The organism is Caballeronia sordidicola, from assembly GCF_000729995.1.
Classification (GTDB): Bacteria; Pseudomonadota; Gammaproteobacteria; order Burkholderiales; family Burkholderiaceae; genus Caballeronia; species Caballeronia sordidicola_A.
The window spans coordinates 26,958-49,795 of sequence record NZ_JNFG01000027.1 but is presented as its reverse complement, the minus strand read 5'-3'; the positions used below and the strand labels follow the sequence as shown (position 1 = coordinate 49,795).

General features: G+C 56.9%; 21 protein-coding genes and 2 pseudogenes. 11 read left to right on the top strand and 12 right to left on the bottom strand.

Annotated features, from left to right (window positions below):
• Positions 1 to 11: 11 nt before the first annotated feature.
• Positions 12 to 3,116, bottom strand: a complete 3,105-nt coding sequence (locus FH08_RS0124525; RefSeq protein ID WP_081889558.1) for an ATP-binding protein — start codon at positions 3,114 to 3,116, stop codon at positions 12 to 14.
• Positions 3,117 to 3,546: 430 nt separating this feature from the next.
• On the opposite strand from FH08_RS0124525, the gene FH08_RS52985 reads away from it, so the two are divergent.
• On the top strand, positions 3,547 to 4,098 hold the full coding sequence (locus tag FH08_RS52985) for a hypothetical protein (RefSeq protein WP_200878783.1): 552 nt from the start codon (positions 3,547 to 3,549) through the stop codon (positions 4,096 to 4,098).
• Here the strand turns inward: FH08_RS52985 and FH08_RS53515 are convergent.
• Positions 4,061 to 4,551 (bottom strand): annotated as a pseudogene (locus FH08_RS53515) (site-specific integrase); the annotation flags it as partial. The gene FH08_RS52985 and the pseudogene FH08_RS53515 overlap by 38 nt on opposite strands.
• 238 nt (positions 4,552 to 4,789) lie before the next feature.
• On the opposite strand from FH08_RS53515, the gene FH08_RS0124515 reads away from it, so the two are divergent.
• Positions 4,790 to 4,978 (top strand): hypothetical protein, encoded by a 189-nt coding sequence (locus tag FH08_RS0124515; RefSeq protein WP_031360896.1) that lies wholly within the window; start codon positions 4,790 to 4,792, stop codon positions 4,976 to 4,978.
• A gap of 6 nt (positions 4,979 to 4,984) precedes the next feature.
• Here the strand turns inward: FH08_RS0124515 and FH08_RS0124510 are convergent, their stop codons facing one another.
• Positions 4,985 to 5,641 carry a hypothetical protein gene (locus FH08_RS0124510; RefSeq protein WP_031360895.1) on the bottom strand — a complete coding sequence of 219 codons (657 nt, stop codon included), beginning with the start codon at positions 5,639 to 5,641 and terminating at the stop codon, positions 4,985 to 4,987.
• Positions 5,642 to 6,095: 454 nt separating this feature from the next.
• On the opposite strand from FH08_RS0124510, the gene FH08_RS0124505 reads away from it, so the two are divergent.
• Together FH08_RS0124505 and FH08_RS0124500 are read left to right on the top strand one after the other, a co-directional pair.
• Positions 6,096 to 6,353 (top strand): helix-turn-helix domain-containing protein, encoded by a 258-nt coding sequence (locus tag FH08_RS0124505; protein ID WP_031360894.1) that lies wholly within the window; start codon positions 6,096 to 6,098, stop codon positions 6,351 to 6,353.
• Positions 6,353 to 7,705, top strand: a complete 1,353-nt coding sequence (locus tag FH08_RS0124500) for a type II toxin-antitoxin system HipA family toxin (protein WP_031360893.1) — start codon at positions 6,353 to 6,355, stop codon at positions 7,703 to 7,705. Before FH08_RS0124505 ends, FH08_RS0124500 begins: the two co-directional genes overlap by 1 nt.
• A 91-nt stretch (positions 7,706 to 7,796) precedes the next feature.
• On the opposite strand, the gene FH08_RS0124495 is transcribed toward FH08_RS0124500, so the two are convergent.
• Positions 7,797 to 9,092 (bottom strand): MFS family transporter, encoded by a 1,296-nt coding sequence (locus FH08_RS0124495; protein WP_031360892.1) that lies wholly within the window; start codon positions 9,090 to 9,092, stop codon positions 7,797 to 7,799.
• 448 nt (positions 9,093 to 9,540) lie between these two features.
• On the opposite strand from FH08_RS0124495, the gene FH08_RS0124490 reads away from it, so the two are divergent.
• A complete protein-coding gene (locus FH08_RS0124490; protein WP_035567059.1) occupies positions 9,541 to 10,572 on the top strand; it encodes a DUF2891 domain-containing protein in 1,032 nt (343 codons plus the stop codon).
• 36 nt (positions 10,573 to 10,608) lie between these two features.
• Here the strand turns inward: FH08_RS0124490 and FH08_RS0124485 are convergent, their stop codons facing one another.
• A complete protein-coding gene (locus FH08_RS0124485) occupies positions 10,609 to 10,929 on the bottom strand; it encodes a YnfA family protein (protein ID WP_031360890.1) in 321 nt (106 codons plus the stop codon).
• Positions 10,930 to 10,992: 63 nt separating this feature from the next.
• Positions 10,993 to 11,211: pseudogene (locus FH08_RS0124480) on the bottom strand (alpha/beta fold hydrolase); the annotation flags it as partial.
• A 158-nt stretch (positions 11,212 to 11,369) separates the two neighbouring features.
• Here FH08_RS0124480 and FH08_RS0124475 point away from each other — a divergent pair.
• Both FH08_RS0124475 and FH08_RS0124470 read left to right on the top strand, forming a co-directional pair.
• A complete protein-coding gene (locus FH08_RS0124475) occupies positions 11,370 to 11,882 on the top strand; it encodes a hypothetical protein (protein WP_031360888.1) in 513 nt (170 codons plus the stop codon).
• Positions 11,872 to 12,441: a hypothetical protein gene (locus FH08_RS0124470; protein WP_152602906.1), complete on the top strand. Its 570-nt coding sequence runs from the start codon at positions 11,872 to 11,874 to the stop codon at positions 12,439 to 12,441. The genes FH08_RS0124475 and FH08_RS0124470 overlap by 11 nt, the downstream gene beginning before the upstream one ends.
• 265 nt (positions 12,442 to 12,706) lie before the next feature.
• On the opposite strand, the gene FH08_RS0124465 is transcribed toward FH08_RS0124470, so the two are convergent.
• The 6 genes from FH08_RS0124465 to catA all read right to left on the bottom strand — a co-directional run bounded on the left by FH08_RS0124465 (position 12,707) and on the right by catA (position 18,827).
• The gene (locus FH08_RS0124465) at positions 12,707 to 13,801 is read right to left on the bottom strand and encodes an alpha/beta fold hydrolase (RefSeq protein ID WP_081889557.1); all 1,095 of its coding nucleotides are present in this window, start codon (positions 13,799 to 13,801) and stop codon (positions 12,707 to 12,709) included.
• Positions 13,802 to 14,102: 301 nt separating this feature from the next.
• Positions 14,103 to 14,879, bottom strand: a complete 777-nt coding sequence (gene benD / locus FH08_RS0124455) for a benzoate diol dehydrogenase BenD (RefSeq protein WP_031360885.1) — start codon at positions 14,877 to 14,879, stop codon at positions 14,103 to 14,105.
• Complete coding sequence (gene benC / locus FH08_RS0124450) at positions 14,876 to 15,898, bottom strand: benzoate 1,2-dioxygenase electron transfer component BenC (protein WP_031360884.1); 1,023 nt, start codon at positions 15,896 to 15,898, stop codon at positions 14,876 to 14,878. The genes benD and benC overlap by 4 nt, the downstream gene beginning before the upstream one ends.
• Before the next feature lie 40 nt (positions 15,899 to 15,938).
• Positions 15,939 to 16,427, bottom strand: a complete 489-nt coding sequence (gene benB, locus FH08_RS0124445) for a benzoate 1,2-dioxygenase small subunit (protein WP_031360883.1) — start codon at positions 16,425 to 16,427, stop codon at positions 15,939 to 15,941.
• Positions 16,424 to 17,782, bottom strand: a complete 1,359-nt coding sequence (locus FH08_RS0124440) for a Rieske 2Fe-2S domain-containing protein (RefSeq protein WP_031360882.1) — start codon at positions 17,780 to 17,782, stop codon at positions 16,424 to 16,426. Before FH08_RS0124440 ends, benB begins: the two co-directional genes overlap by 4 nt.
• Positions 17,783 to 17,894: 112 nt before the next feature.
• A complete protein-coding gene (catA, locus tag FH08_RS0124435) occupies positions 17,895 to 18,827 on the bottom strand; it encodes a catechol 1,2-dioxygenase (RefSeq protein ID WP_031360881.1) in 933 nt (310 codons plus the stop codon).
• Positions 18,828 to 19,002: 175 nt separating this feature from the next.
• Here catA and FH08_RS0124430 point away from each other — a divergent pair, with 175 nt between their 5' ends.
• From FH08_RS0124430 to FH08_RS0124410, 4 genes are all read left to right on the top strand, one after another.
• Positions 19,003 to 19,926, top strand: coding sequence for a LysR family transcriptional regulator (locus FH08_RS0124430; RefSeq protein ID WP_031360880.1), 924 nt, complete (start codon positions 19,003 to 19,005; stop codon positions 19,924 to 19,926).
• A gap of 105 nt (positions 19,927 to 20,031) precedes the next feature.
• Entirely contained in the window at positions 20,032 to 21,159 is a 1,128-nt protein-coding gene (locus FH08_RS0124425; protein WP_031360879.1) for a muconate/chloromuconate family cycloisomerase, read from the top strand.
• A 91-nt stretch (positions 21,160 to 21,250) separates the two neighbouring features.
• Positions 21,251 to 21,529 (top strand): muconolactone Delta-isomerase, encoded by a 279-nt coding sequence (gene catC, locus FH08_RS0124420; protein ID WP_031360878.1) that lies wholly within the window; start codon positions 21,251 to 21,253, stop codon positions 21,527 to 21,529.
• 701 nt (positions 21,530 to 22,230) lie between these two features.
• Positions 22,231 to 22,797 (top strand): Uma2 family endonuclease, encoded by a 567-nt coding sequence (locus FH08_RS0124410; RefSeq protein WP_063771227.1) that lies wholly within the window; start codon positions 22,231 to 22,233, stop codon positions 22,795 to 22,797.
• The last annotated feature ends 41 nt before the right edge of the window (positions 22,798 to 22,838 follow it).

The window sequence follows — 22,838 nt, the reverse complement described above, 5'->3', positions numbered from 1 at the left end:
AAATATAACTTTTAAAATTCCGGTGACTCTCGTCGAGACCAGAGTGAAGGGGAAAAAGCCTCCCATTTAGTTTCACCGACAAGGTCAATAAACTCGGACTCAGATTCAGCGGTCATCCGGAATTCCGGGCCGACAATATTGGACCAAACGTTGATTTGTCTCAACACCAAGCGATCGGGCTCTGGAACTTTTCCGGAATAACGAAAACACTTTTGTACTACGGATATATAAAAGGCTGCTGCAATCTGATTTGCGATCACGTCGGGCTCAGCGGCGAGTCGTTTCAGTGTTGGAGTCAAAAATATTGCCGCCGGCGAGTCATACATCAGATATAGGTGGTCCGCCGTATTCACCGCCGACCCCAGGTCACCATCAGCTTCGAGCGGTTGTAAGCCTACAAACACAGAGTTAATCGGCAATTCGTGTCTTTCACGATTATCTCGTTCCAAAGAAACGTGCCGCAAAAAATCGGGCTGATTACCGGTAAATGCTATCCAATTTGGATTGGCTGCAGTATGCCGCCAGCGCAAATCAATTCGTCGATGATCCCGATCAATTACAATTTTATCCACCTCCCGTCCTTTGAACGCGTACTGACCGAAAATCGAACCGTGGCGGACGCCGCATAAGATCTCTCCATCAGGTAGTGGAAAGTTGCTGAGGCCTAATGCCTCAACTAGCTGCCGTAACGAAGCAGACGTTTTTGCTTGACGGATTAGGGCTTCGGCCTGGCTAAGTGGCGCACACTCCAAGGTCCAGAAATCTTTTTTCTCGTTTAGCACAGTGGAGGAGATCAAAGCCCGCTCAATGCCGTTTTCGATGGCTAATACATCTAGATTTTCGAGCGCTTCGTCTAGCAACGCTTTGCTTATTGGGGCTTGTTGCAAAGGTGCGGCGAGAAACCTTGCCTCATCCGCAGCGCCTGTTAAAGAATATGAACGGCTTTTTCGAAGCAGCTTGACCTCATTTGAAACATGATCACGAAAAATCTTGTAAATTCTCTTGAGCATTTCGTCGCGTTCTAAAGTTGCTTCGATGCCCGAACGTGCTACGTTTGTTTTTGGCGAGTTGGGTCCTGTTACATTTGCTAGTGCTACTATTGTGGGAGTAAGGAAACCGGGCGTTTCAAACTCAACGCGGATTCCTTCAATACATGTGCCAAGCCGTAGAAAATTATTGGACGAATTGCGTTGTCCGCGATCTGCGGATATGAATGACCATTCTCGGAAGTGTGGATTCCAAGAAACTGCATATGCAACGCAAACACCATCATAGCGCCGCTCAACGACACGGGTAACCGCCTTATTCGGATCGTCAAGCGGCGCATCAATGTCGCTGCTTTCGCACCGAATACCGGTTTCGGCCAAAAATTCGACAATTGCGGGTGCAGGTGAAACATGTCCAATTTTGACAGGATCTTTTCCATCTATAGAAATATCTACATCGCATCCGGGGACCACCACCCACATTCTTGCAAGTTGGACTGGATCATCCATACGAACGCTCCTTCGGAGCTTCATCGAGAACGTCGTTCCGTGAGGGAAAATTTCCGCAACCTTTGAGTCCTTTTTGTCCAAAAGTCGTATTAGATATTTTCCGTGCACGGAACGGAGCGTGAGTTGGCGCGCTTGCACATCATCCGGATGACAGGTGAAAATTTCCACTGAGTCCGCGATCATGAACGTAGACAAAACTCCAATTCCAAATCTGCTTATCGATGAGAAGTCCGGATAGCGTTTTTTGAAGTCTGGATCCTGATATCTGGAAGTACCAACCTTTAATAGAAAATCCGAAATAACCGTCTGGGTCATGCCTGTACCGTTGTCAGTCACAGACAACATCCTGTCCACGGAATTCCATTTAATGTTGACCTTCCCGACGCCAGCCGATGAGTCCGGATAATTCTGAAGTCTAATGGCGTCTAGAGCATTCTGTACGACTTCGCGGAGTACTACGCGTGTGTCATTGTAGAGCGTATGCCCGGTCAGCAAGTCAAGGATCTTTGGCTGATCAATTGCGAACTCAAACGTATCCCGTATAAATCCTTCCGTCTGGATGTTGCTATCATCGATACGGCGCCAAGGGAATTCGTGTTTGGATAGCTCGTCTTTGTTGGAGCTCGCAATCCATTGGTGGCTGAGCTTTAGCTGTTCCGAACAATAAGCTAGATAAGTTGTCAGCCCGAAAAAACCATCTTCACTGGTAAAATATGCATATACTTCGATCGTGTCCTTAATCGCTTTCTCGTCTGGCTTACCCTCTTCATTCACGCCCATCTTCGCTATAACACGCTTCACAGCACTCTGTTTTGCCCATTCGTCCTGGCTTATTGGATCGCTTGGACTGATGACTTTAAATGTAATCGAAGGAGTGCGATCTGAGGTAACATGAAGAAGATCAGCGGTCCTAAGCAGAACAGCACAGTACTGAATATTTGCTGTCTCTTCAGAGCTGTCGCCGTAAGGTTCGACTAATTTATATTTTTTTCGATCGTTTAAGTCATTCAAATGGTGACTTTCGCAAATAAGCCCAAGATCGCGTCTAAATTGTTTTCCAAGGGGTGTCAGTAGTTTATCAATTTCGTCAAAGACTGCGTTTGTAACACCCAAAAACTGAGACTCTTCGCCTGCAATCCACATCCTTACTCGCTCAGCGTGCTTGTTTCGAACAAATTCTTGATACAAAAAGCGTTCCGCTCGATCCGGGGTAAGCTTATTAACCTTGTCTCGATAGTCAACGCCATTAGACCCAGAAAAAAGGACCTCTTCTTTATATCGTGGAAAGTCGCTTTTGTCTCGTTGGTCAAATTCGCTAGAGGTGACAAGCATCCCCAAGTCATGGAAATAAATGGCGAGTACCGTCATGAGCCAATCAGTCGCGCTCATCACAGGTTTCGATGACTGAGGGATGATCCAGTCGAGGCTATTTAGCATTTTATCAATATGCGAAATATCATGATTGGTGTATTGATCGAATACGCCATCCCGCCCAATCATGCTCAACAACTTCTCGACTTGCCGTCGAATATGCACTAAATTCAATCCGTGATACGCTGGAAGCAGCTCGGCACGTTTGGCGCCATGTTCAGCATTAGATAATTGGATTTCTGGTCCCATAATTTTATTTTTTAATAAAAATTAAATATCGAAGAGAATATTTTAATCTATTCGTGGCGGCAGCAGCTAAGTATAGCTCATCAAGTCCACGATCGAAATGGTCCGCTAACTAAGGCCCGGTTCGCGCCGAATACAAATTCCGTAATCACCTCAGCAAGGCACCGGCACGCGCAAGATGACCGTTCAAGACCGCAAAAGCATGCTCAAACCCGTAGTTTTGTCAGGCAAACTTACTGCGACAAATGCTGCCTACAATTGTAGTCTTCCGGTCGTCCCACTGTTTGTGGTCGGAAGAGGACGCAACGAGGTTTGCTTCGCTCCAGGGGGGGCATCGCTATCAAATTGATTGTTGGCTGCCTGTAGAGATTCTAGTGGTTCTCGGGTAAGACTTCTAAGACGTACATTGCTTTGCTGCTCAGGCATTTCGTTCTTGATCATGCTGGATGCAAACATTGTCGCTGTGTCGCTTCCGGCGACCGCTCAGGACATGCATGCGGCGTTTTCCGATATCGAATGGGTGGTGAGCGTGTATGTCCTCAGCTTCGCAGCATACTGCTACCGACCGGTTAGCTGGCTGATCGACTTGGTCGCCGGCGAATTCTGTTTGCTGGCCTGGCGATATTTTCGATCCCGCCATACTCTGCGGGGTCGCGCAAAGCCCAGCTATGCTGAACTGGTCGCGCGCGCTTCAAGGTGTCGGCGCCGCTCTCCAACTCGGCGCAGCGTTGGGCTTGCTGGGGCATACACGCACTTCCTGACACGCAGGTTGCCGAATGCCCCCGGCGTCAGAATAGTTGTCGTGTTTTCTGATTCTTATAGACGTGGTCCGGGGGCGGTAAAATCAGGGCGAATGAAAGCCTACTCAGCAGAAAGAAAAGAAGCGCTGGTGTGGGGCATGATGCCGCCGGAAAACGCGCTGGTTTCGGCGCTGGCCAGAGAAACGCCCGCCCCTCGCCGGGGCTCGGCTTCCGAATATTGGTAACAGGGTTGGCACCAGGCCGATGTGCCATTCTTTGATGGCGATCGTGAAAAGGTGGCCGAGAAGCGCGAGCTCCAAGCGGGCTGTGTTGTCTGCTTTTCCTTCGGCAAAGGGAGCGTCCCGAAACTTGGCAACGAGATCGGGAGTTATGGCGGCTAACGAGTATTGTCCAAACCTTTGTTTTACTAGTCGAAGCCGTGCAGCCTCGCGTCGCTGTGTGCTCACTTTCTTCGTCGGAACGATTTCGCGTTCGTATCTGTCCAGCGCGTCTGCGATCGTTGTCCTTTCGGAAGGGCCACGCTGAATGAAAACGCCGCGAACCATTTCGTCTTCCGTTCGGCGGCTCCAATCTTCAGCATCGCGCTTGGTTCGGAACGTTTTTACGGCAGTGGGCCATCCGACGCCCCGGATAGTCGCTTTCCAAGTTCCCGAGGGTGTTTTTGTTAGTGCAGCCATGGTGCTCCTCGTTGGGGTGGCACCGCGTATTGCACCGTATCTGCACCGAGAAGGACCTGTAAAAGAAAAAGGCCCTGCGGAATAACCCGCAGTTCACAGAGCCTTTTAGATGCTGGTGGCGAATCAGGAATTCGAACCCCGGACCTGCGGATTATGATACCGATGCCAACGCATGACAGCGCGCGCACCTTCGCGCTGCTATAGTGAAAATCTGCTGGTTCATTGAAGGAGCGTTGCCATGGCGCAACCGAAAACACTACCGCACGGCAAGCCGGAAACGCCGGCAGACGCAAAGCATCGCGAGGCTGCCCTGGACGAAGCGCTGGACGAGAGTTTTCCCGCAAGCGATCCGGTCGCGATCTCGGTCGATCATGAACCTGCCCTGGAGCCGGAACGTCGCAACAGTCACGGAAAACGGACGCGTTAGTCCGCTCTAGTCGTCGAGACCGGTCAGCAGCAGGGCCAGCTTATCGACATGCTGCATCAGCATGGCGCGGTGTTTGTCGATCTGCTCGATCCGGCCGGCAAGATCGGCTTTCACCGGATCGTCCAGTTTGCCCGACGCGCGCAGATCGTCCGCCTTCGCACTGATGCTATCAAGCTGGACCATCGAAAGCTGCCGCTCCACGCGGCGCAGATCAGTCAGCAACAGGTCGCGGTTGCGCCGGAACATCTGGTCGCGCCGATTCGTCTCCACCTGCTGAAGTGCCTGGTCGGCGATGCGCCGGGTCGCCTCCGTCTGAGAGAGGAGCGGTTCCGGCCCACGCAGCACGGGCCGCTTGGGGGCCGGATGTGCATTGCCGCGGAACACGGCAGCGGGCGTTTCCTCGTCCATTGCGCGCTGGGTCTCCAGCGGAATGTCGCGCCGGTCGCGGCGCTCGTCCAGCCAGCGCGGCGGCAAGCCAGTGACGGTTTCCACCCCGCGCACGAACTCCTCACTGAAATCCCGCCTTCCGGCCAAGATCAGTTTCATGTACGACGGGGAAAAACTCATCATGCGGGCAATCCTCGCGCCGCCAGCCGGCGATCCTGCGAGCACGTTCAGGTTGGCTCGCCACACGAGGTACAGCGTTTCATCGAAATCTTCCATGGGCTAGTCTCCAAGCAGACGGACTCGCAAGCGCCGCGCAGCTGGTTCACATGCGCTTGACGCTCAGGTCCTGGCGAGCCCGTCATGACGGCGACGAGCCGGATCGTGATCGGGGCGTCGCCTAAGTAGGCATCTGATCGCAATCTTACCGTTATCTCAATAATGCGCGTTTTGTCTGAGCAGGCGGTAAAAACTAGCAGAATCAACAGCAAACCCGTGGTTTAACGGCAACCCACGCGCACAGAGGCGCGTAATTGCGGGCACAGGGGCGCAAAAACTTGATCCCCTCAGGCCTCCAGCATCGTTTGATGCCGGTGTCTCCAGGAATATCTGTCACACGAATAAACGCCAATTATGCGTGTGACAGATAAATGCCAAATATCTGCCACACGCATAATTGACAAATATCTGTTAAACGAATAAATTGCTTTTATTCGTGTGAGAGATAATTGCCATGCAGCAGACCATCACAACGCCTTACCAGATGGGTCAGGTTCTGGCGGCCGGCCGCCGGCGCGCGGGCCTCACCCAGGCCGAGGCGGCCGCGCGGCTCGGCGTCAGCCAAAGCCGCATATCAACGCTCGAAACCGATGCCGCTGCGTTGACACTCAATCAGTTGCTGACGCTTTTTGGTGCATACGGGCTGCAACTTCAGGTTCTGGACAAGGGTTCGTCCGTTCCAACCTCCCCTCCGTCTGCACTGGAGTGGTAATGGCAGGACGCAAACCACATTCCCGAGCGCTGTCGGTATGGGTCAACGGCGTACGCATGGGCGTCTGGAACATTCCGACTCGCGGCCCGATGGAACTCGCCTACGACCCCGAGTGGGCTGCCTCCGAGCTCAGCCGGCCCCTCTCGCTCTCGTTGCCCATCCCGCTCGATAACGCCCCGCTCAAAGGCGATCGGGTGCTCAACTACTTCGACAACCTGCTGCCGGACAGCGATGCCATTCGAAAGCGAATCGGCCAGCGGTTCCGCACCGACACGCTGGATGCGTTTGATCTTTTACAGGCCATTGGCCGGGACTGCGTGGGCGCGGTCCAGCTCCTGGGCGTCGACGAAGAGCCCACTGGCGTCGAGCAGATCGATGGTACCCCGCTCAGTGACGCAGAAATCGAGACGCTCCTGAATCAGACTGCCGGCAGCGGCACTTTTGGCCCTCAGGACGACGAAGACGACTTCCGGATTTCTCTCGCCGGCGCGCAGGAAAAGACCGCGCTCCTCTGGCACGAGGGTCAGTGGATGAAACCCCATGGCGCCACGCCCACCACGCATATCCTCAAGCTTCCGCTCGGCCTGGTGGGTAACCGGCGCGCGGACCTCACCACGTCGGTCGAAAACGAATGGCTGTGCATGCATCTCCTGCACGCCTACGGCGTACCCGTTGCTGAAACGGAGATCAAGACCTTCGGCCGGCAACGCGCGCTGAGCGTCAAACGCTTTGACCGCCAGATGCACTCAAGCGGCAAGTGGATTTTGAGGCTGCCGCAAGAGGACTTTTGCCAGGTAATGGGCCTGCCCTCGCACAAAAAGTATGAAAACGAAGGTGGCCCGGGGGTGATCGATCTGGCACAAGTGCTCCAGCAATCCGAGACGGCCAGGGAAGACATCGAAACGCTGCTGACCACGCAGATACTCTTCTGGCTGCTGGCGGCCCCGGACGGGCACGCGAAGAACTTCAGCATCCGCTTGCTTCAGGGCGGACGTTACCGGCTGACGCCGCTTTATGACGTCATGTCCATCTGGCCGGTTGAGGGGAAGGGAGCGAGCCAGTGGTCGTGGTTCAAGGCCAGGCTTGCGATGGCTGTGTCGGGTAAGAACCGTCACTATGCTTTTCGCGATATCCAGCGCCGCCACTTCAACGCAATGGCGCCACGATGCTCGTATGGACAAGATGCGGAGCCGATCATCCAGCGGCTGATTGCGCGCACGCCGGGTGTTATCGAGCGCGTGTCGGCTGAGTTGCCGGAGGGGTTTCCGGCCAGGGTCGCCGACCGTATTTTCGAAGGACTGCGCAGGACGGTGGCCTCACTCGACGCGATGCCAGCCAGATTAGTTGCGTGAGAGGTGACATGAGCGACGACATGCGCGGCGACCTGGACGATTCAGCGTCAAACCCGGCTCACGCCGGGTTTGAATCAAGTCAACCATGCCATCAAGGCACGTCGCGCAAGTACCCTTCCTTCGACGAATCGCGCATCCGCAACGAGACGATCCAGGAAATCGCGCACAGTGCCGTCACGTACCAGTAGAACGTCGATTCGCTGCCAATCGACTTCAGGAACAGCGCCACGTATTCCGCCGAGCCGCCGAACACCGCGTTGGCGACCGCATACGACAAACCCACCCCCAGCGCGCGCACTTCCGCGGGGAACATCTCGGCCTTGATCAGTCCGCTGATCGACGTGTAGAGACTTACGACAGCCAGCGCAACCACCACCAGTACGAACGCCATGACCGGGTTCGTGACGTCCTTCAACGCGTACAGGAGCGGCACGGTGCAGAACGTGGCGAGGCCACCGAACCAGAGCATCGACGTGCGACGGCCAATCCGGTCCGACAACGCGCCGAATGCGGGCTGCATGATCATGTAGATGAACAACGCCGCGGTCATCACGTTGCTGGCCGTCTTGGCATGCATGCCGGCGGTGTTCACCAGATACTTTTGCATGTACGTGGTGAACGTATAGAAGATCAGCGATCCGCCCGCCGTGAAACCAACCACGGTGAGGAATGCGCCTTTATGCTGCATGAGGCCGCGCAACGTACCGGCCTCCTTCAATTTGCGAGTTTCGGCGGTGGTGGTTTCATCGAGCGATTTTCGCAAATACAGCGACACGACCGCCGCGAGCGCGCCGATCCCGAACGGGATACGCCAGCCCCACGCTCTCAACTCTTCCGTGGTCAATAACTGCTGCAGGACGACCAAGACGAGCAAGGCGGCAAGTTGCCCGCCAATCAGCGTCACGTACTGGAACGACGCGAAGAACCCGCGCCGCCCCTGCAGCGCCACTTCACTCATGTAGGTCGCGCTCGTCCCGTATTCGCCGCCCACCGACAAGCCCTGGAACAGCCGCGCGATCAGCAGGAAGAATGGCGCCCATGCACCAATGCTCGCGTAGGTCGGCAAGAAGCAGATCACGAGCGAGCCCGCGCACATCATGAGCACGGAAATCATCATCGAGGTGCGGCGGCCGTGTTTGTCTGCGATACGGCCGAACATCCAGCCTCCAATCGGCCGCATCAGGAAACCCGCTGCAAACACGCCCGCGGTGTTGAGCAACTGCGTGGTCGGGTTCCCGCTCGGAAAGAACGCCGGCGCGAAGTACAGCGCGAGGAACGAGTAGATATAAAAGTCGAACCACTCGACGAGATTTCCCGATGAAGCGCCGACGATCGCGAGAACGCGTCGCCGGGTGTCGGCTGAAGTTGAGAGGACGGTGTCGGCCATGCTGGGTGAAGCTCCTGTCGCGTGTTAAAAACGGCGGCATGTGGCCGCTCTTGCGCCGGTCTCATGCCGACGATGGGCCGCCTTGAGCTGCGTTGGCGCGCACGTTTATACGACGAGAAGCAGCTTGATGCAATATGACAGTCAGCCAAAATTTAGCTTACATATTAATTTCCATGGAAAGAAATTTGTCAGAACACGAAGTGATCAAAATTCCGCAAAGCCCTTCTTAGCTTTGAATTTCCACTAGATCAACGGTTTACGGCCAACCGAGCGACAGCGTGAAACACTCAGAATGAACCCTTACAATCACTCGAATTGAAAGAATTTAGTAATTACCCTGAGTTACAAAAAACGACGCCCTGCCCGCGCGTTGACGCTCTCTATTCACGCGGTCCCTCAGCCGAACTCTTGCCATAATTGCGGACGCCTGTTTTTCCTGGAGAACCGCATGACCTCGCAGTCCGATCAAACGCATCACACGCTCGACGCCGCCCTGGCATCGAAATTCGCCCGGCTCGCACTGGGCCACCTGACGCGCGAATACCCGAACAAGCTCGACCACGTGATGGGCAGCGCCGCCGATGCCCAAGGCCCGCGCGCCCTCCATCCCATTTTCTATGGCAGCTTCGACTGGCATTCGTGCGTTCACGGATACTGGTTGATCGCGCGGCTTGTGAACCGCTTTCCCGCGTTGCCCGAAGCACCCGAAATTCGTGCGTTGATCGACTTGCATTTCACTCATGCCAATGTCGCCGCCGAACTCGCGTACTTGCAGCGCCCGGAGGCACGTGGTTTCGAGCGTCCGTACGGCTGGGCATGGCTGCTCGCGCTTGCCGGCCAGCTCCACTCGATGCAGTCAACAGAAGGCCAGCGCTGGTCCGTGACATTGGCGCCGCTTGCGCACGCGTTTGTCGAGCGTTTCACGGAGTACCTGCCGAAATTGACGTATCCGCTGCGGGTGGGCACGCATTTCAATACGGCGTTCGCGTTGACGCTGGCTATCGGCTATGCGCGCCAAGTGGGTGACACGGCGTTCGAAACGCTGATCGCCGATACGGCGCGCCGCTGGTATCTGAACGATGCGGATTGTCAGGCGTGGGAACCGGGCGGCGATGAGTTTTTATCGTCGTCGCTAATGGAAGCCGAGTTGATGCGGCGGGTATTGCCCCCGGCCGAATTCGCCGGCTGGTTCGACCGGTTCCTGCCCCGGTTGGACGCGAGCGAACCCGCTACGCTGTTCGTGCCGGCCACTGTGACAGATCGCAGTGACGGCAAGCTCGCCCACCTCGACGGCCTGAACCTCAGCCGCGCGTGGTGCCAGCGTTCGCTCGCGCGTGCGCTGCCGGCGGGCGACGTGCGTATCGGTTTGCTCGATGCCGCCGCGAACGCCCACCTTGCAGAGGGCTTGGCGCATGTGGCGGGTGACTACATGGGCGAGCACTGGCTCGCGACGTTTGCGTTGCTGGCGCTGGAGGCTTGACTTTGAATTGTTCGACGCCTGGCTTTTTCAGCTCGATCACCCGCGCGGCTGAAACGCGATCACGCTCATGCCGGCCAGCGCGATCGCGACGCCGGCGAGATCCCAGCTAGTCGGGCGAATCCGTTCGACTATCCATAGCCACATGATCGCCACGGCGATATACACGCCGCCGTACGCGGCATACACGCGGCCGGCGGCGCTGGCATGCAGCGTGAGCAACCATGCGAAGAGTGCGAGTGCCATCGCACCGGGGATAAGCAGCCAGGGAGAACCGCCCTCCTTCAGCCATCGATAGGGGAAATAGCAGCCCACTATCTCGGCAATGGCGGTCACAACATAGAGCAGGAACGTCTTCATAGTGGCAGCCGGGGTATCGTGTGCACGAGGGGATCTCTATAGGCGGTCTCTACAAGCACCCTGTCAATTACTATTCCCACCAAGCGCTGCCAGCCCTGCGAGCAATGCCTGATGAAACGCCTGCGGGTCCTGCATCTGTGGCGCATGCCCCAGCTCCGCAAACTCGACCAGCTTTGCACCGGGGATCGCCTCCGCCGCGCGTTTAGCCAACTCTGGATAACGCCCGAACGTCGGGCGGATCTCCGGCGGCGCAAGATCCTTGCCGATCGCGGTTGTGTCCTTAGAAAGGAAGCGGCGACATGCTAGCTTAAAGGATTTCGAGACAGATTCAGTGGTAGCCTGACGCCTCAGATATGAGTACGAGAACACTGCTCATGTCTCACTGATACGGGCAAATATATCGAATGTGCTGGCAGGCGTTGGCGTGCCGCAGTGGGCGCATGCTGACAATACAAGGACAGATAGTGGCTGAACCGAAAACTGAAGATGCAGGCTTTTCTTCCATCGAGTATGTGGAGCGCGTCACGAGCTTTTTGGGGGCAGTGAGTGGCTGGTGCAGAGAACATGGTCTAACCGTAGAACGCGACACTGTAACGCTCAATGAAGAGCTAATGGCCCAATATGATGCCCCGAGCCTTCACATATCAAAGGACGGAGTGTTAGTGGCCAAGATCCTGCCTGTCGGATCAAAAATCATCGGCGCGCAAGGGAGAGTGGACCTGATCGGCCGTGTGACGAGACATGCGTTCCTTTTCTATGTTGGAAAAGGTCCGGCATTTTCGACACAAACTATCGTTGGTGGAAAAACCACCGCCTCGTCGTCGACACCCATGCTTTCTGGAGTCGACGGAGATGGCTGGTACTGGATCGAGGCCAGGGTACGCCGGCCAAAGCGCGTTGATGAAAGTCTGTTTCTTGACCTGCTCACGGACGTGTCCGACTATGAATTTTAATAACCCACTGGATCCCGTATATAAGGCATTTGCTGTGGCGAACGATTGCTTCAAGGTCGCCACGCGCACGATTCAAATCCAGCATGAAGAACTCATCCGACGCACACAGTTCGTTGAGGCAACTCCGGAGGAGGCAAATACCGCCCTCGAAGATGCAGCAAAGCAAGCAGCGGACCTTGCCATCTTGGCGCTGTTCGCCACATTCGAGCGGTTCGTCATCGAGCATCTGCAAACGGCGAACCGTCTGCTGGCCGCAGGATATCCACAGCAGTATGCGAACAGGCTGGCAGAAAAGTTCGAAAGTGAAGTCGAGTACTGGCGGTTTGGTGAGATTCTCAACCTTTTCAAAGGCGAAGTTGACTCTGATCTCATCGGACAGGTCAAGCAAATCAAGCAATATCGTGATTGGATCGCACATCAAAACCCAAGCAAGCCAACCCCGACGCAGGCCACGCCGGAAACGGCCTTCGATGTCTTAACCAGGATGATCGAGCAAATCCGGCAGACCCACACACATCCGTCGGAAGAGGAAGCGCTCGACGCCGTCGCACCGGCATAAGCTCAATAGGTGGCGAGTCTGTCGCGAAGCCGCTCTAACATTCGCACGCTTCTGATCCGCACAAACAAACGTTAGCCATAAAGTGCATGGCGGGTGCTGCTTGAATGTCCGAACTTTCGCTTTGCCTACGTGGAAAGGCGGCGAATCATCCTGTGGTAAATGGCCGGTGTCAATCTGCGATGACCGGCAAAATAGCTCCAGGCATTTTCGCCTGGCGGCGAGGGACGCAGCAGTACGGTGGCGCGACAGGAAGCCGTTTGAACGCTCAGCGATTCGCCGGCAGCGCTGCCAGCCCATCGAGCAGAGCCTGATGAAACGCCTGCGGGTCCTGCATCTGTGGCGCATGCCCCAGCTCCGCAAACTCGACCAGCTTTGCACCGGGGATCGCCTCCACCGCGCGTTTGGCCAACTCCGGATAACGCCCGAGCGTCGGGCGGATCTCCGGCGGTGCGAGATCCTTGCCGATCGCGGTTGTGTCCTTATCGCCGATCAGCAACAAAGTGGGTGTCCGGATCTGCCCAAACTCATACACGACCGGCTGCGTATAAATCATGTCATAGAGCAAGGCCGAATTCCACGCGACAACGTCCTTGCCCGCACCGCGATACATTCCCGCCAGCATCTGCACCCACGGCTCGTAACGTGAGTCCCAGTGCCCCGCGTAATAGGTGGCTTGCTCGTATTTGCGAATGCCATCGGCGCTGGTTTTCAACTCGCGCGCATACCAGTCATCGATCGAAATGGACGGCACGCCCTTCGCCTTCCAGTCCTCCAGCCCAATCGGATTCACCAGCACGAGCTGCTCGGTCTCTTGCGGATACATCAGCGCATAGCGCACCGCAATCATGCCGCCCGTGGAATGCGCGACGAGCGTCGCTTTCTTCACCCCAAGCGCCGCAAGCAACGCGTGCGTATTGCGCGCCAGTTGCTGGAACGTGTACTGATACCGCACCGGCTTGGTCGATTTGCAAAAGCCGATCTGGTCCGGCGCGATCACGCGATACCCCGCTTCCGTGAGCACGTCGATGCTCTCCTTCCACGTCGCCGCGCAAAAGTTCTTGCCGTGCAGCAGGACCACGGTTCGTCCGTTAGGACGCTTGGACGCGACGTCCATATACGCCATGCGCACGATTTGCCGCTGCGATGAAATCGCGAACCGGCCGACCGGATACGGATAGTCGAAGCCCTCGAGTTCGGGGCCGTACGCAGGACCATCGTTGTCGGACGGCCCCGGTGATGAAGCGACCGTTGGCGAGGACGCGGCCTCATCGGTGGAAGCGGTGGAAGCAGCGAAAGCAGGCGATGCAATCGATACGGCTAAAGCTAAAACAGCGCAAAGCATGCGGCTGATCGAAGTCATGGGCGCGGAAGCTCGCAAATGGAAGCAAAGGAGAAACCGGCAAAGTCGCAGCATAGTCGGACGCGACCGTCGCGGCCCCACGATGCACGCATGCACCATGCGACGGCGGGAGCATTTTATCGCGTGTGCGTTTTGGCCGCCGACCGCATGAATACCGTCGATACGATCGCCACATGATGGTCCTCAGCGCATCCTGCTCCACAAGCTTGACGCTGTTTGTCGCTCCAGCCAATCCTCCGATCGACAACGAACCGGTCACATAGGGAGTGCCACTGTCCTGCGTGACCGCGCTCATCAAGGGTCAGCCGGTGTCCCCCCCGGCTACTGGCAACACAGTGCCGGTGATATAGCCTGCCTCGTCCGAAGCGAGGAACAGAATCGGCGCGACCTGTTCGTCGATGCTGCCGTAGCGCTTGAGAAAGGTCGATTCAGTGACCTGCTTGACCGCGTCGCCCATCCAGGCTTTTTCCTGCTCGCTGTCGCCTGCCGTATTTCGCGGGACCCGTCTCGCAGGCGCGTCGGTCCCGCCCGGCGCGGTGGCGACCACGCGGATGTTGTGCTCCGCGTATTCCATCGCCAGTGACTGCGTCATCGCGTTGACTCCGCCCTTGGCCGCCGAATACGGTACGCGGCGGATACCGCGCGTGGCATTCGATGAAATATTGACGATTGTTCCGCCGCCGCGCTTAAGCAGGTGCGGCAGCACTGCATGGCAAGCGTACAGCGTCGGCATGAGTGAACGGCGAATCTCCGCGTCAATCTGCTCAGGTTCGAACTCAGCGAACGGGCGCATGCGAATCGCGCCGCCTACACCATTGATGAGTATGTCGATACCGCCAAACTGGCGCACTGCAAAAGCCATCGCCGATGCCGCGCCTTCGTAGGTCTCCAGGTCAGCGACGAACCCTACCGTGTCCGCCCCGCTCGCCTCGGCGGCTACTTCGGAGACGAAGTCCGCGCGGTCGACGAACAGCACCTTGGCGCCCTCGGCTGCCGCACGCAGCGCCACGCCGCGGCCGATGCCCTGCGCCGCGCCGGTGACAACCATGACCCTGCCGGCAAATCGTTGCGTGTTCATGCGGTCCTCGGTGCTGCGTTGGGAGTGAACTTCTCGTAGTGGAAGCTGTTGGGCTTCACGCCGTTATCGTCGAAATACTTACGCACTGCATCGACCATCGGTGGCGGGCCGCAGAGGTAAACGTCGACGTCACCCTCATTCAAGGCCTCGGCCGGCATGTGCTGCGTCACCCAACCCTTGGCGGGATGCATTGAATCCGTGTCAGCCACCACGGTGGTGTAGGTAAAATTCGGCAACTTCGCCAGGTAGGCTTCGATTGCATCGACCTGCACCAGGTCAAGGTCTCGGGTCACGCCATAAATCAGGTGGACCTTCTGCTGCGAATCGGCGCGCGCCAGCACTTCCAGCATTGACAGGAACGGAGCCAGGCCCGTGCCGCCGGCGAGGAACAGCAACGGCCGCTCCACGGCACGCAGATAGAAACTCCCCAACGGCCCGATCAACTCCACCTTGTTGCCTGGCTGGGCGGATTCAAGCCAGGTGCTCATCACGCCACCGGGAATCCTCTTGATCAGAAAACGTACCTTCGATTGCCCCGGTGCCGATGAGAAGGAATACGAACGATGCTGGCCACTACCGGGAACATCGATGTTGACATACTGACCCGCCAGGAATACTGGTGCGGCCGAATCCACGTCGAGTTCGAGCACGACGGCCGCATCATTGTGCGGCTCAACCGTCGATACCGTCGCGGCAAACTTGCTCTGTTCAGTCTTGCAAGCAGTGGAAGAGGCCGGCACTGCAATCACGCAATCGCTTTGCGGCACCATCTGGCAGGTAAGTACGAGGCCACTCTCCTTCTCGTCCTCGCTCAGCGCGTCTTCAATGTACTCGTCGCCAAGGTCATAGCTGCCGCTCTCGGCGCGGCACTTGCAGGTACCGCACACGCCATCGGAGCAATCCATTGGCAAGTTGATCTTCGCGCGAAAGGCGGCATCGAGCACCTTCTCGCCCGGCTTGCATGCGACGAAGCGGGTCACGCCGTCTTCGAAGTTCAGTGCAATGTTGTAGCTGGACATGCTGTCTCCTTCACTTCCAGTTTCCTGCCGGTACTCGACATCAAACGTGATAAATGTCGAGCACCTGGCGGATGTAGTCGTTCTTCAGCACAATTTTCTTGGCTGAAATCAACCATGCGTCGTCGACATTCCGCAAGGTGACGAACATGGTTCCGAAAAAATGGTCGTTCATTCTGTAGCGGTGACTGAGCGTGCTGAAGTTGTAGCGCACGTCCACTTCGTTGCCGCGTTCGGCCAGCACTTCCACATTGGTGACGTTGTGGCTGGTACGCGGCTCAGGCATAGAGGCGCCACTGCGTTCGGTCTTGATGCGAAATACCCGGTCTTCCAGGCCACCACGGTCCGGGTAATACATCAGCGAAACCTGATTCTCGTGGTCGTCGGTGAGCTGGTCGTCGTCATCCCACGCGGGCATCCAGTAGCTGACGTCTTCGGCATAGCATGCTAGCCACTCGTCCCACTGGCGGTCATCAAGCAGGCGTGCTTCCCGGTACAGCACGGCGCAGATTTTTTGGCAGTCGACGCTCATACCAAAGCCCCCCCTTGTTCCTTTTTCAGTGCATCGCGCATCACGTGCACCCAGTATTCGTGCTGGCATACAAACAAGCCTTCGTCTTCGCTGCGCTCGCCTGATATAACCGGTTCGATACCCATACTCTTCGCATTCGCGTCGGGGCCATCGACCCACAACGGCGCCCCGCGCGACAGGTCGTTCCACAACGCAGTGGTGCCGGCATAGCCGGTTTGACAAGCGCGGAACTCTTCAAGGTCATCAGCGGTGCCCATTCCCGTGACGTTGAAAAAGTCCTCGTATTGGCGGATCCGGGTAGCGCGGTCGGCTGCGCTCTCACCCTTTGGGGCAAAGCAGAAAATAGTGACCTCGGTCTGGTTCACGCTCAAGGGGCGTACCACGCGAATCTGGGTGCTGAACTGGTCCATCAGGAACACGTTCGGATACAGGCACAGGTTGCGAGTCTGGTTGACGATGAAATCTGCCTGCACTTCGCCCACGCGTGCCTTGATTTCTTCGCGATACTGATAGACCGGTCGCACTTCCGGGTTCATCGTTTTGGTCCACAACAGAATGTGGCCGTGGTCGAACCCGTACACGCCGGCTACCGACTTGCTCCAGCTGTTTGCATCCACCGCCTTGGTGCCGTCAACCTTGCGGCGGTCCATCGTCGCGGCGTAGTTCCAGTGCACGGTGCTGACGTGGTAGCCGTCGCAGCCGTTCTCCATCTGCATTTTCCAGTTGCCGTCGTAGATGTACGACGAATTGCCCCGCAACACTTCAAGCCCGTTCGCGGCCTGGTCGACGATCTGGTCGATGACAACCTTGGTCTCGCCGAGGTAGTCTTCCAGGGGCAGCACGTCTGCGTTGAGACTGCCGAAGAGGAAGCCGCGATAGCTCTGAAAGCGCGCGACTTTTTTCAAGTCATGCGAACCGTTGGTATTGAATTGCACCGGATATTCGGTCGTCTTCGCATCCTTCACTTTCAGCAGCTTGCCGGTGTTGGCGAAGCTCCAGCCGTGAAACGGACAGGTGAAGGTGCCTTTGTTGCCGTGCTTTTTCCGGCACAGCATCGCACCCTTGTGTGCGCAGGCGTTTATGACCGCGTGCAGTTCACCGCTCTTGTCGCGAGTGACAACCACGGGCTGGCGGCCGATCCAGGTGGTGTAATAGTCGTTGTTGTTGGCGATCTGGCTTTCGTGCGCCAGGTACACCCAATTGCTCTCGAAGATGTGCTTCATCTCGAGCTCGAACAAATCGGCGTTAGTGAAGATGTCGCGTCGGCAGCGGAATACACCGCTCTGCTTGTCATCCTGAACAGCGGTGTGCAGCAGTTCATCCAGCTGCTTGGCTTTGTCAATAATGGCGGACATGAGTGCTCTCCCTCACGTGCTCCAGGCAATGGAGCACGTGCATAGGTGTCAAAAGATTCTTGCGGAGAATTGAGCGGCAGCAGTGGGTCGACGTAGCAGCCGCGCTAAGCAGTTACGCCGTGGCCGACGCTCGCAGGCGATGGACGAGCTGGTTATCCTTGCCCTGAACCAGCGGAGTCAACTCGATGTTGAACTCAATCTCCTTGTAGATATCAGCCTTCATTTCCAGCGCAGTGCCCCCACTCTTTTCAACCACATGCGGAATCAAATCCTCGCGGGTGGCGTAGGCGAAATCGTCCCAAATCAACGGGTCGCCTTCAATATTGATTTGAGTAGTCAACTTGCGGTGCTTATCGCTGGTGACAAAGAAGTGCACATGAGCCGGACGGTCGCCATGGCGGGCGAGCACGTTCAACAGTTGCTGGGTCGCGCCCTGCGGCGGGCAGCCGTAGCCCACCGGCATGAGCGTACGGAATTCGTATTTGCCGTCGACCCCGGTTCTGACCGCACCGCGCAAATTGAACTCGCTCTGCGCGCCGGTCGGGTCAAAGTGCGAATAGAAGCCGTGTGAATTCGCGTGCCAGCATTCGACTACCGCATCCGCGACGGGCTTGCCGTCCGGGCCGGTGACCGTGCCGCGGATGACCAGCGGGCCGGCATCCTGGTCGGGATCGATGTCAATCCTGGACACGCTATCGCGCACCGGGGCACCGGCGACATACAGCGGACCTTCGATGGTACGCGGCGTGCCGCCGATGTCGGCTTCCTTGTCTTCGGCATCCATGCGAATGTCGAGATACTTTTCCAGACCGAGACCAGCGGCAAGCAACGCTGCTTCGCCGTCCTGGCCGAGCTTGTTGAAATACTGGACGCCGGCCCAGATTTCATCGGGCGTCATGTCAAGGTCGTCGATGGCCTTGAACAGATCACCCAGCAGGCGATGGACAATCTGTTTGCCGCGAGCATTGCCATCCTGGCTTCCGAGGTTGGTAGCGGCCTTCAGCAGGTCCTGCACTTCCTTCGTATTGAACACTTGCACGCTCATGTCTGCTCCTGAACTCTCTATTTTTAGATGGGGTTAACCCTGTATTCAGCACCGACTTAGATATGCCTGGAAGGTATAATCTGGCGCTGAAACAGGTGTAAGTGGAGAATAATGGAGGCTGGAAAGCCCCGTCCAACACTGATTTAGTATTGGTCTATATCCAGGAGGTATTGAGATGGAACTGCGGCATCTTCGCTATTTCGTCGCTGTGGCCGAAGAACGCAATTTCACGCGCGCGGCAGAGCGGCTGCACATGGCCCAACCGCCCTTGAGCCGTTCGATACAACAACTGGAAGAGACGCTTGAGGTTCAGCTATTCCAGCGCGACTCGCGCCCGTTGAAGCTGACGGAGACGGGCAAGTTCTTCTATGCCCATGCCGTGCAGTTGCTGGCTCAGACAGCCGAGCTCGAATCAATGACGAGGCGCGTGGGCAACATCGAGCGCAGCCTCTCTGTCGGTTTCGTGGGTTCGACGCTGTACGGCATGCTGCCCAAAATCATCCGGCGCTTTCGCGACGAGAACGCGACAGTCGAACTCAGCCTCCACGAAATGTCGACGATGGACCAGATCAGGGCGCTGAAGGACGGCCAGATTGATATCGGCTTCGGCCGTATCCGACATGAGGACGTGAACATCCGCCGCGTGATTCTTCGCGAGGAGAAGATGATTGTTGCACTCCCCGAGGGACATCCCCTCTCTCTCCTCAAGCCCATTCTCGCTCTCAGCGATCTGGTGAGCGAAACCCTGATCATCTTCCCCAAGTCGCCGCGACCCAGTTATGCAGACCAGGTGCTCTCGGTATTCCAGGACCGTGGTCTCAAGCCGCGGCGGATATATGAAGTACGAGAGTTGCAGATTGCGTTAGGACTTGTCGCAGCGGGGGAAGGCATTTCTGTCGTTCCAAGCAGCGTGTACGGCCTGAAGCGAGACGATGTGAGCTACAAGGAACTGGACGACCCCACTCTGGTTTCCCCCATCATCATGAGCATGCGCATGCTCGACGAGTCGCGAGACATTCAGGAAATGCTCGAACTCATCTATCGGCTCTACGCGGAGGAAAAGATATCGTATGCACCCCGTATTGAAGCGGGGCGGTGATAAGCGTCATACCTCGGGGGTATGACACTAGACGTCGATGGTGTTGGACAGGCGATTCCTGGGCGCGCAATACTTCTGCAACCCATCCACTCCGCCATTTCAGGTATGAACGCCCAAATCACCTCCGTCGAAGCGATTCTCGTAGACCTCCCGACCATTCGCGCGCATCAGCTGGCAATGGCGACGATGCGGCAACAAACCCTGGTTATTGTCCGTCTGCGCACAAGCGATGGCATTGAAGGTATTGGCGAAGCCACCACGATTGGCGGTCTGTCGTACGGGGAAGAGAGCCCCGAAGGCATCAAGCTGACCATCGACACTTACCTTGCACCCGCAATCGTCGGGCACGATGCGACCAACATCAACGACGCAATGCTCAAGCTCAACAAGGTCGCTCGAGGAAACCGGTTTGCCAAGTGCGCAATTGAAACGGCCCTGCTGGACGCTCAGGGCAAGCGCCTGGGCGTCCCGGTTTCAACGCTGCTGGGAGGCACTGTCCGCAAGACACTTCCGGTCCTTTGGACGCTCGCCAGCGGGGACACCCAACGGGACATCGAGGAAGCGGAAATGCTCCTCGCCGAGCGTCGCCACAATACGTTCAAGCTGAAGATTGGCCGGCGTAGCGTTCGTGATGACGTAGCGCACGTATCGAGAATCAAAGCCGCGCTTGGCGACCGCGCCAAAGTCACTGTAGACGTAAATCAGGCATGGAATGAGGTTGACGCAGCGCTGGGAATCGAAGCGCTCGAAGCTGCCGGCGTCGACCTCATCGAGCAACCCACTCCGCGAGAACAGCGCGGAGCACTCGCCAGACTTGCAGCGCGTTTTATCGTGCCCATCATGGCGGACGAAGCAGTGACCGGTCCGGAGGACGCCCTTGAGCTCGTGCGCGGCGCATGTGCGGACGTGTTTGCATTGAAGATCGCGAAGTCCGGTGGAATCTACGGAATGTTGCGTACAGCGGCCATTGCGGATGCAGCGGGCGTGTCCCTGTATGGGGGCACGATGCTTGAGGGCAGCATTGGATCGATTGCATCGGCACACGGATTCGCCTCTCTTCCACAGCTTTCCTGGGGTACAGAGCTGTTCGGACCGCTCTTGTTGAAAGACGACATCGTCACGGCCCGCCCCCAATACCGGGACTTCGATCTTCATTTGCCGCAAGGGCCCGGCCTGGGCCTGCATATCGATGAAGAGAAGCTCGCTTTTTATCGTCGCGACAAAAATATCTGAGCGCGCAGTCAACCCGGCACCCACAACATAGACGCATCTAATTATTGTGCTGGCGGACCTGAGAGACCCCTACTTTTTGAATGAGAGACCTATGCTTTATCTCGTAAGAATGGACGTACACCTGCCACACGACATGCCATCTGCTCGGGCCGACGAAATCAAGTCACGAGAAAAAGCCTACTCACAAGAGCTCCAGCAGCAAGGCAAATGGCAGCAGCTACATCGCGTTGTTGGTGAGTATGCGAACTACAGCGTTTTCGACGTCGACTCGCATGACGAACTGCACACCATCCTGTCAGGTCTGCCGTTGTTTCCGTATATGACGATGAAGGTGACTGCGCTCGCACGTCATCCGTCGTCCATCCGCTGAAGCTGCAAACGGATGCCGTGAGTCGCGAGATCCGGGCGAATGATGCCGCGCGAGCGGCAACTTGAGGTGCCTCGCCCGGTAGGTAGTACCGTTATCGGGCCGCAGGGGCTTGGATAATGCCGATAATTAACGTTAACCCTAAGTTTTTCGAAAGTCCGTTTACTGTATCTTGCTACATAGTTTAGTTTAATGTACTAAACATAAGACTAATGGGCGCATGATAGACGTAAGCGGGCTGCTGTCGCTAGCGACGCACGCGCGTCAGGTACAAGAAATTTACAACTGAGAGAACGCAGTGAAATCCGCCAGTAAAAAAGGAGCTGTGGGCGTGAGCCCGTATACGCCTCAAAATATTGACGTCGCAATTAGCCATCTCGAGCGAGTTCTTTGCACGGAGGGTGCGAACTCATTGTTTGCGCAAGCTTACTGGCGCGGTCGGGTGCTTCAGGCCTATGCGACGCGGGGGCTAATGCGCGCGCAACAGGATCGGTTGCAGCGATTGCTCGACCGCCTCGCAGCGGCTACCGCGGATGTAAATCCCCAGGAGCAGGTTGTTTAGGAATTCTTCATCGATGCATCGACGGACCGGCGGTAGCGGTCCAGGGCGGCGGCTTCACATCGCTGCACGAATACCAATGATTTGCCCGCGCTCTCCGCGCGCCTGCGTACTACAGTTAATTTGTCGTCGGGACAGCGCGCCAATGAAAACGCATTTTCTACAACCAGACTCTCTCCTTGCTATCTGGCGCACGTTAGCGGTCCGACGCGACCTTGCTGACACCGCATTTGAACTTAGCCCGGCCGGCGATATTCTGGTTCGGGACGAAGACCCCTGGCATCAAATATTTAAAACCGACGTGTTTTGCCAACTCGCCAGCCAATTGGGTCCCCGCGTGGCGTTACGTTTGCCTATCGTCACGCGGACTTTCGGCGTCCGGGTTCCCGATATGGTCTGGATGCCGGAAGAGAAGTGGCCCGACGATGATGCAGAGCAAGGGACCCATCCCTTAGCCTTCGCTCCGGACCTATGCGTGGAGGTACTGTTCGGCAATGCAGTCTGCGCGGCCAGTCTCGACAGCCGGACCCACGCCTACCTTTGCAGCGGAGCGGAGGAGGTCATTGTGGTGGGTGCCGACGGGACCGTAGAGTTTCGTGGCCGCGAAGGTGTGCGCAGCCGCTCGGTATTCAACGTCACGCTTGACCTCGGTACCTGCCTTCTTCCGTACGGCCGGACCGTAACGGCACCCGCTGCTGTCTCGCTGCGCTAAGGCGCACCGCCGTCCGACACGCAACGCCGCCACAACCGGTT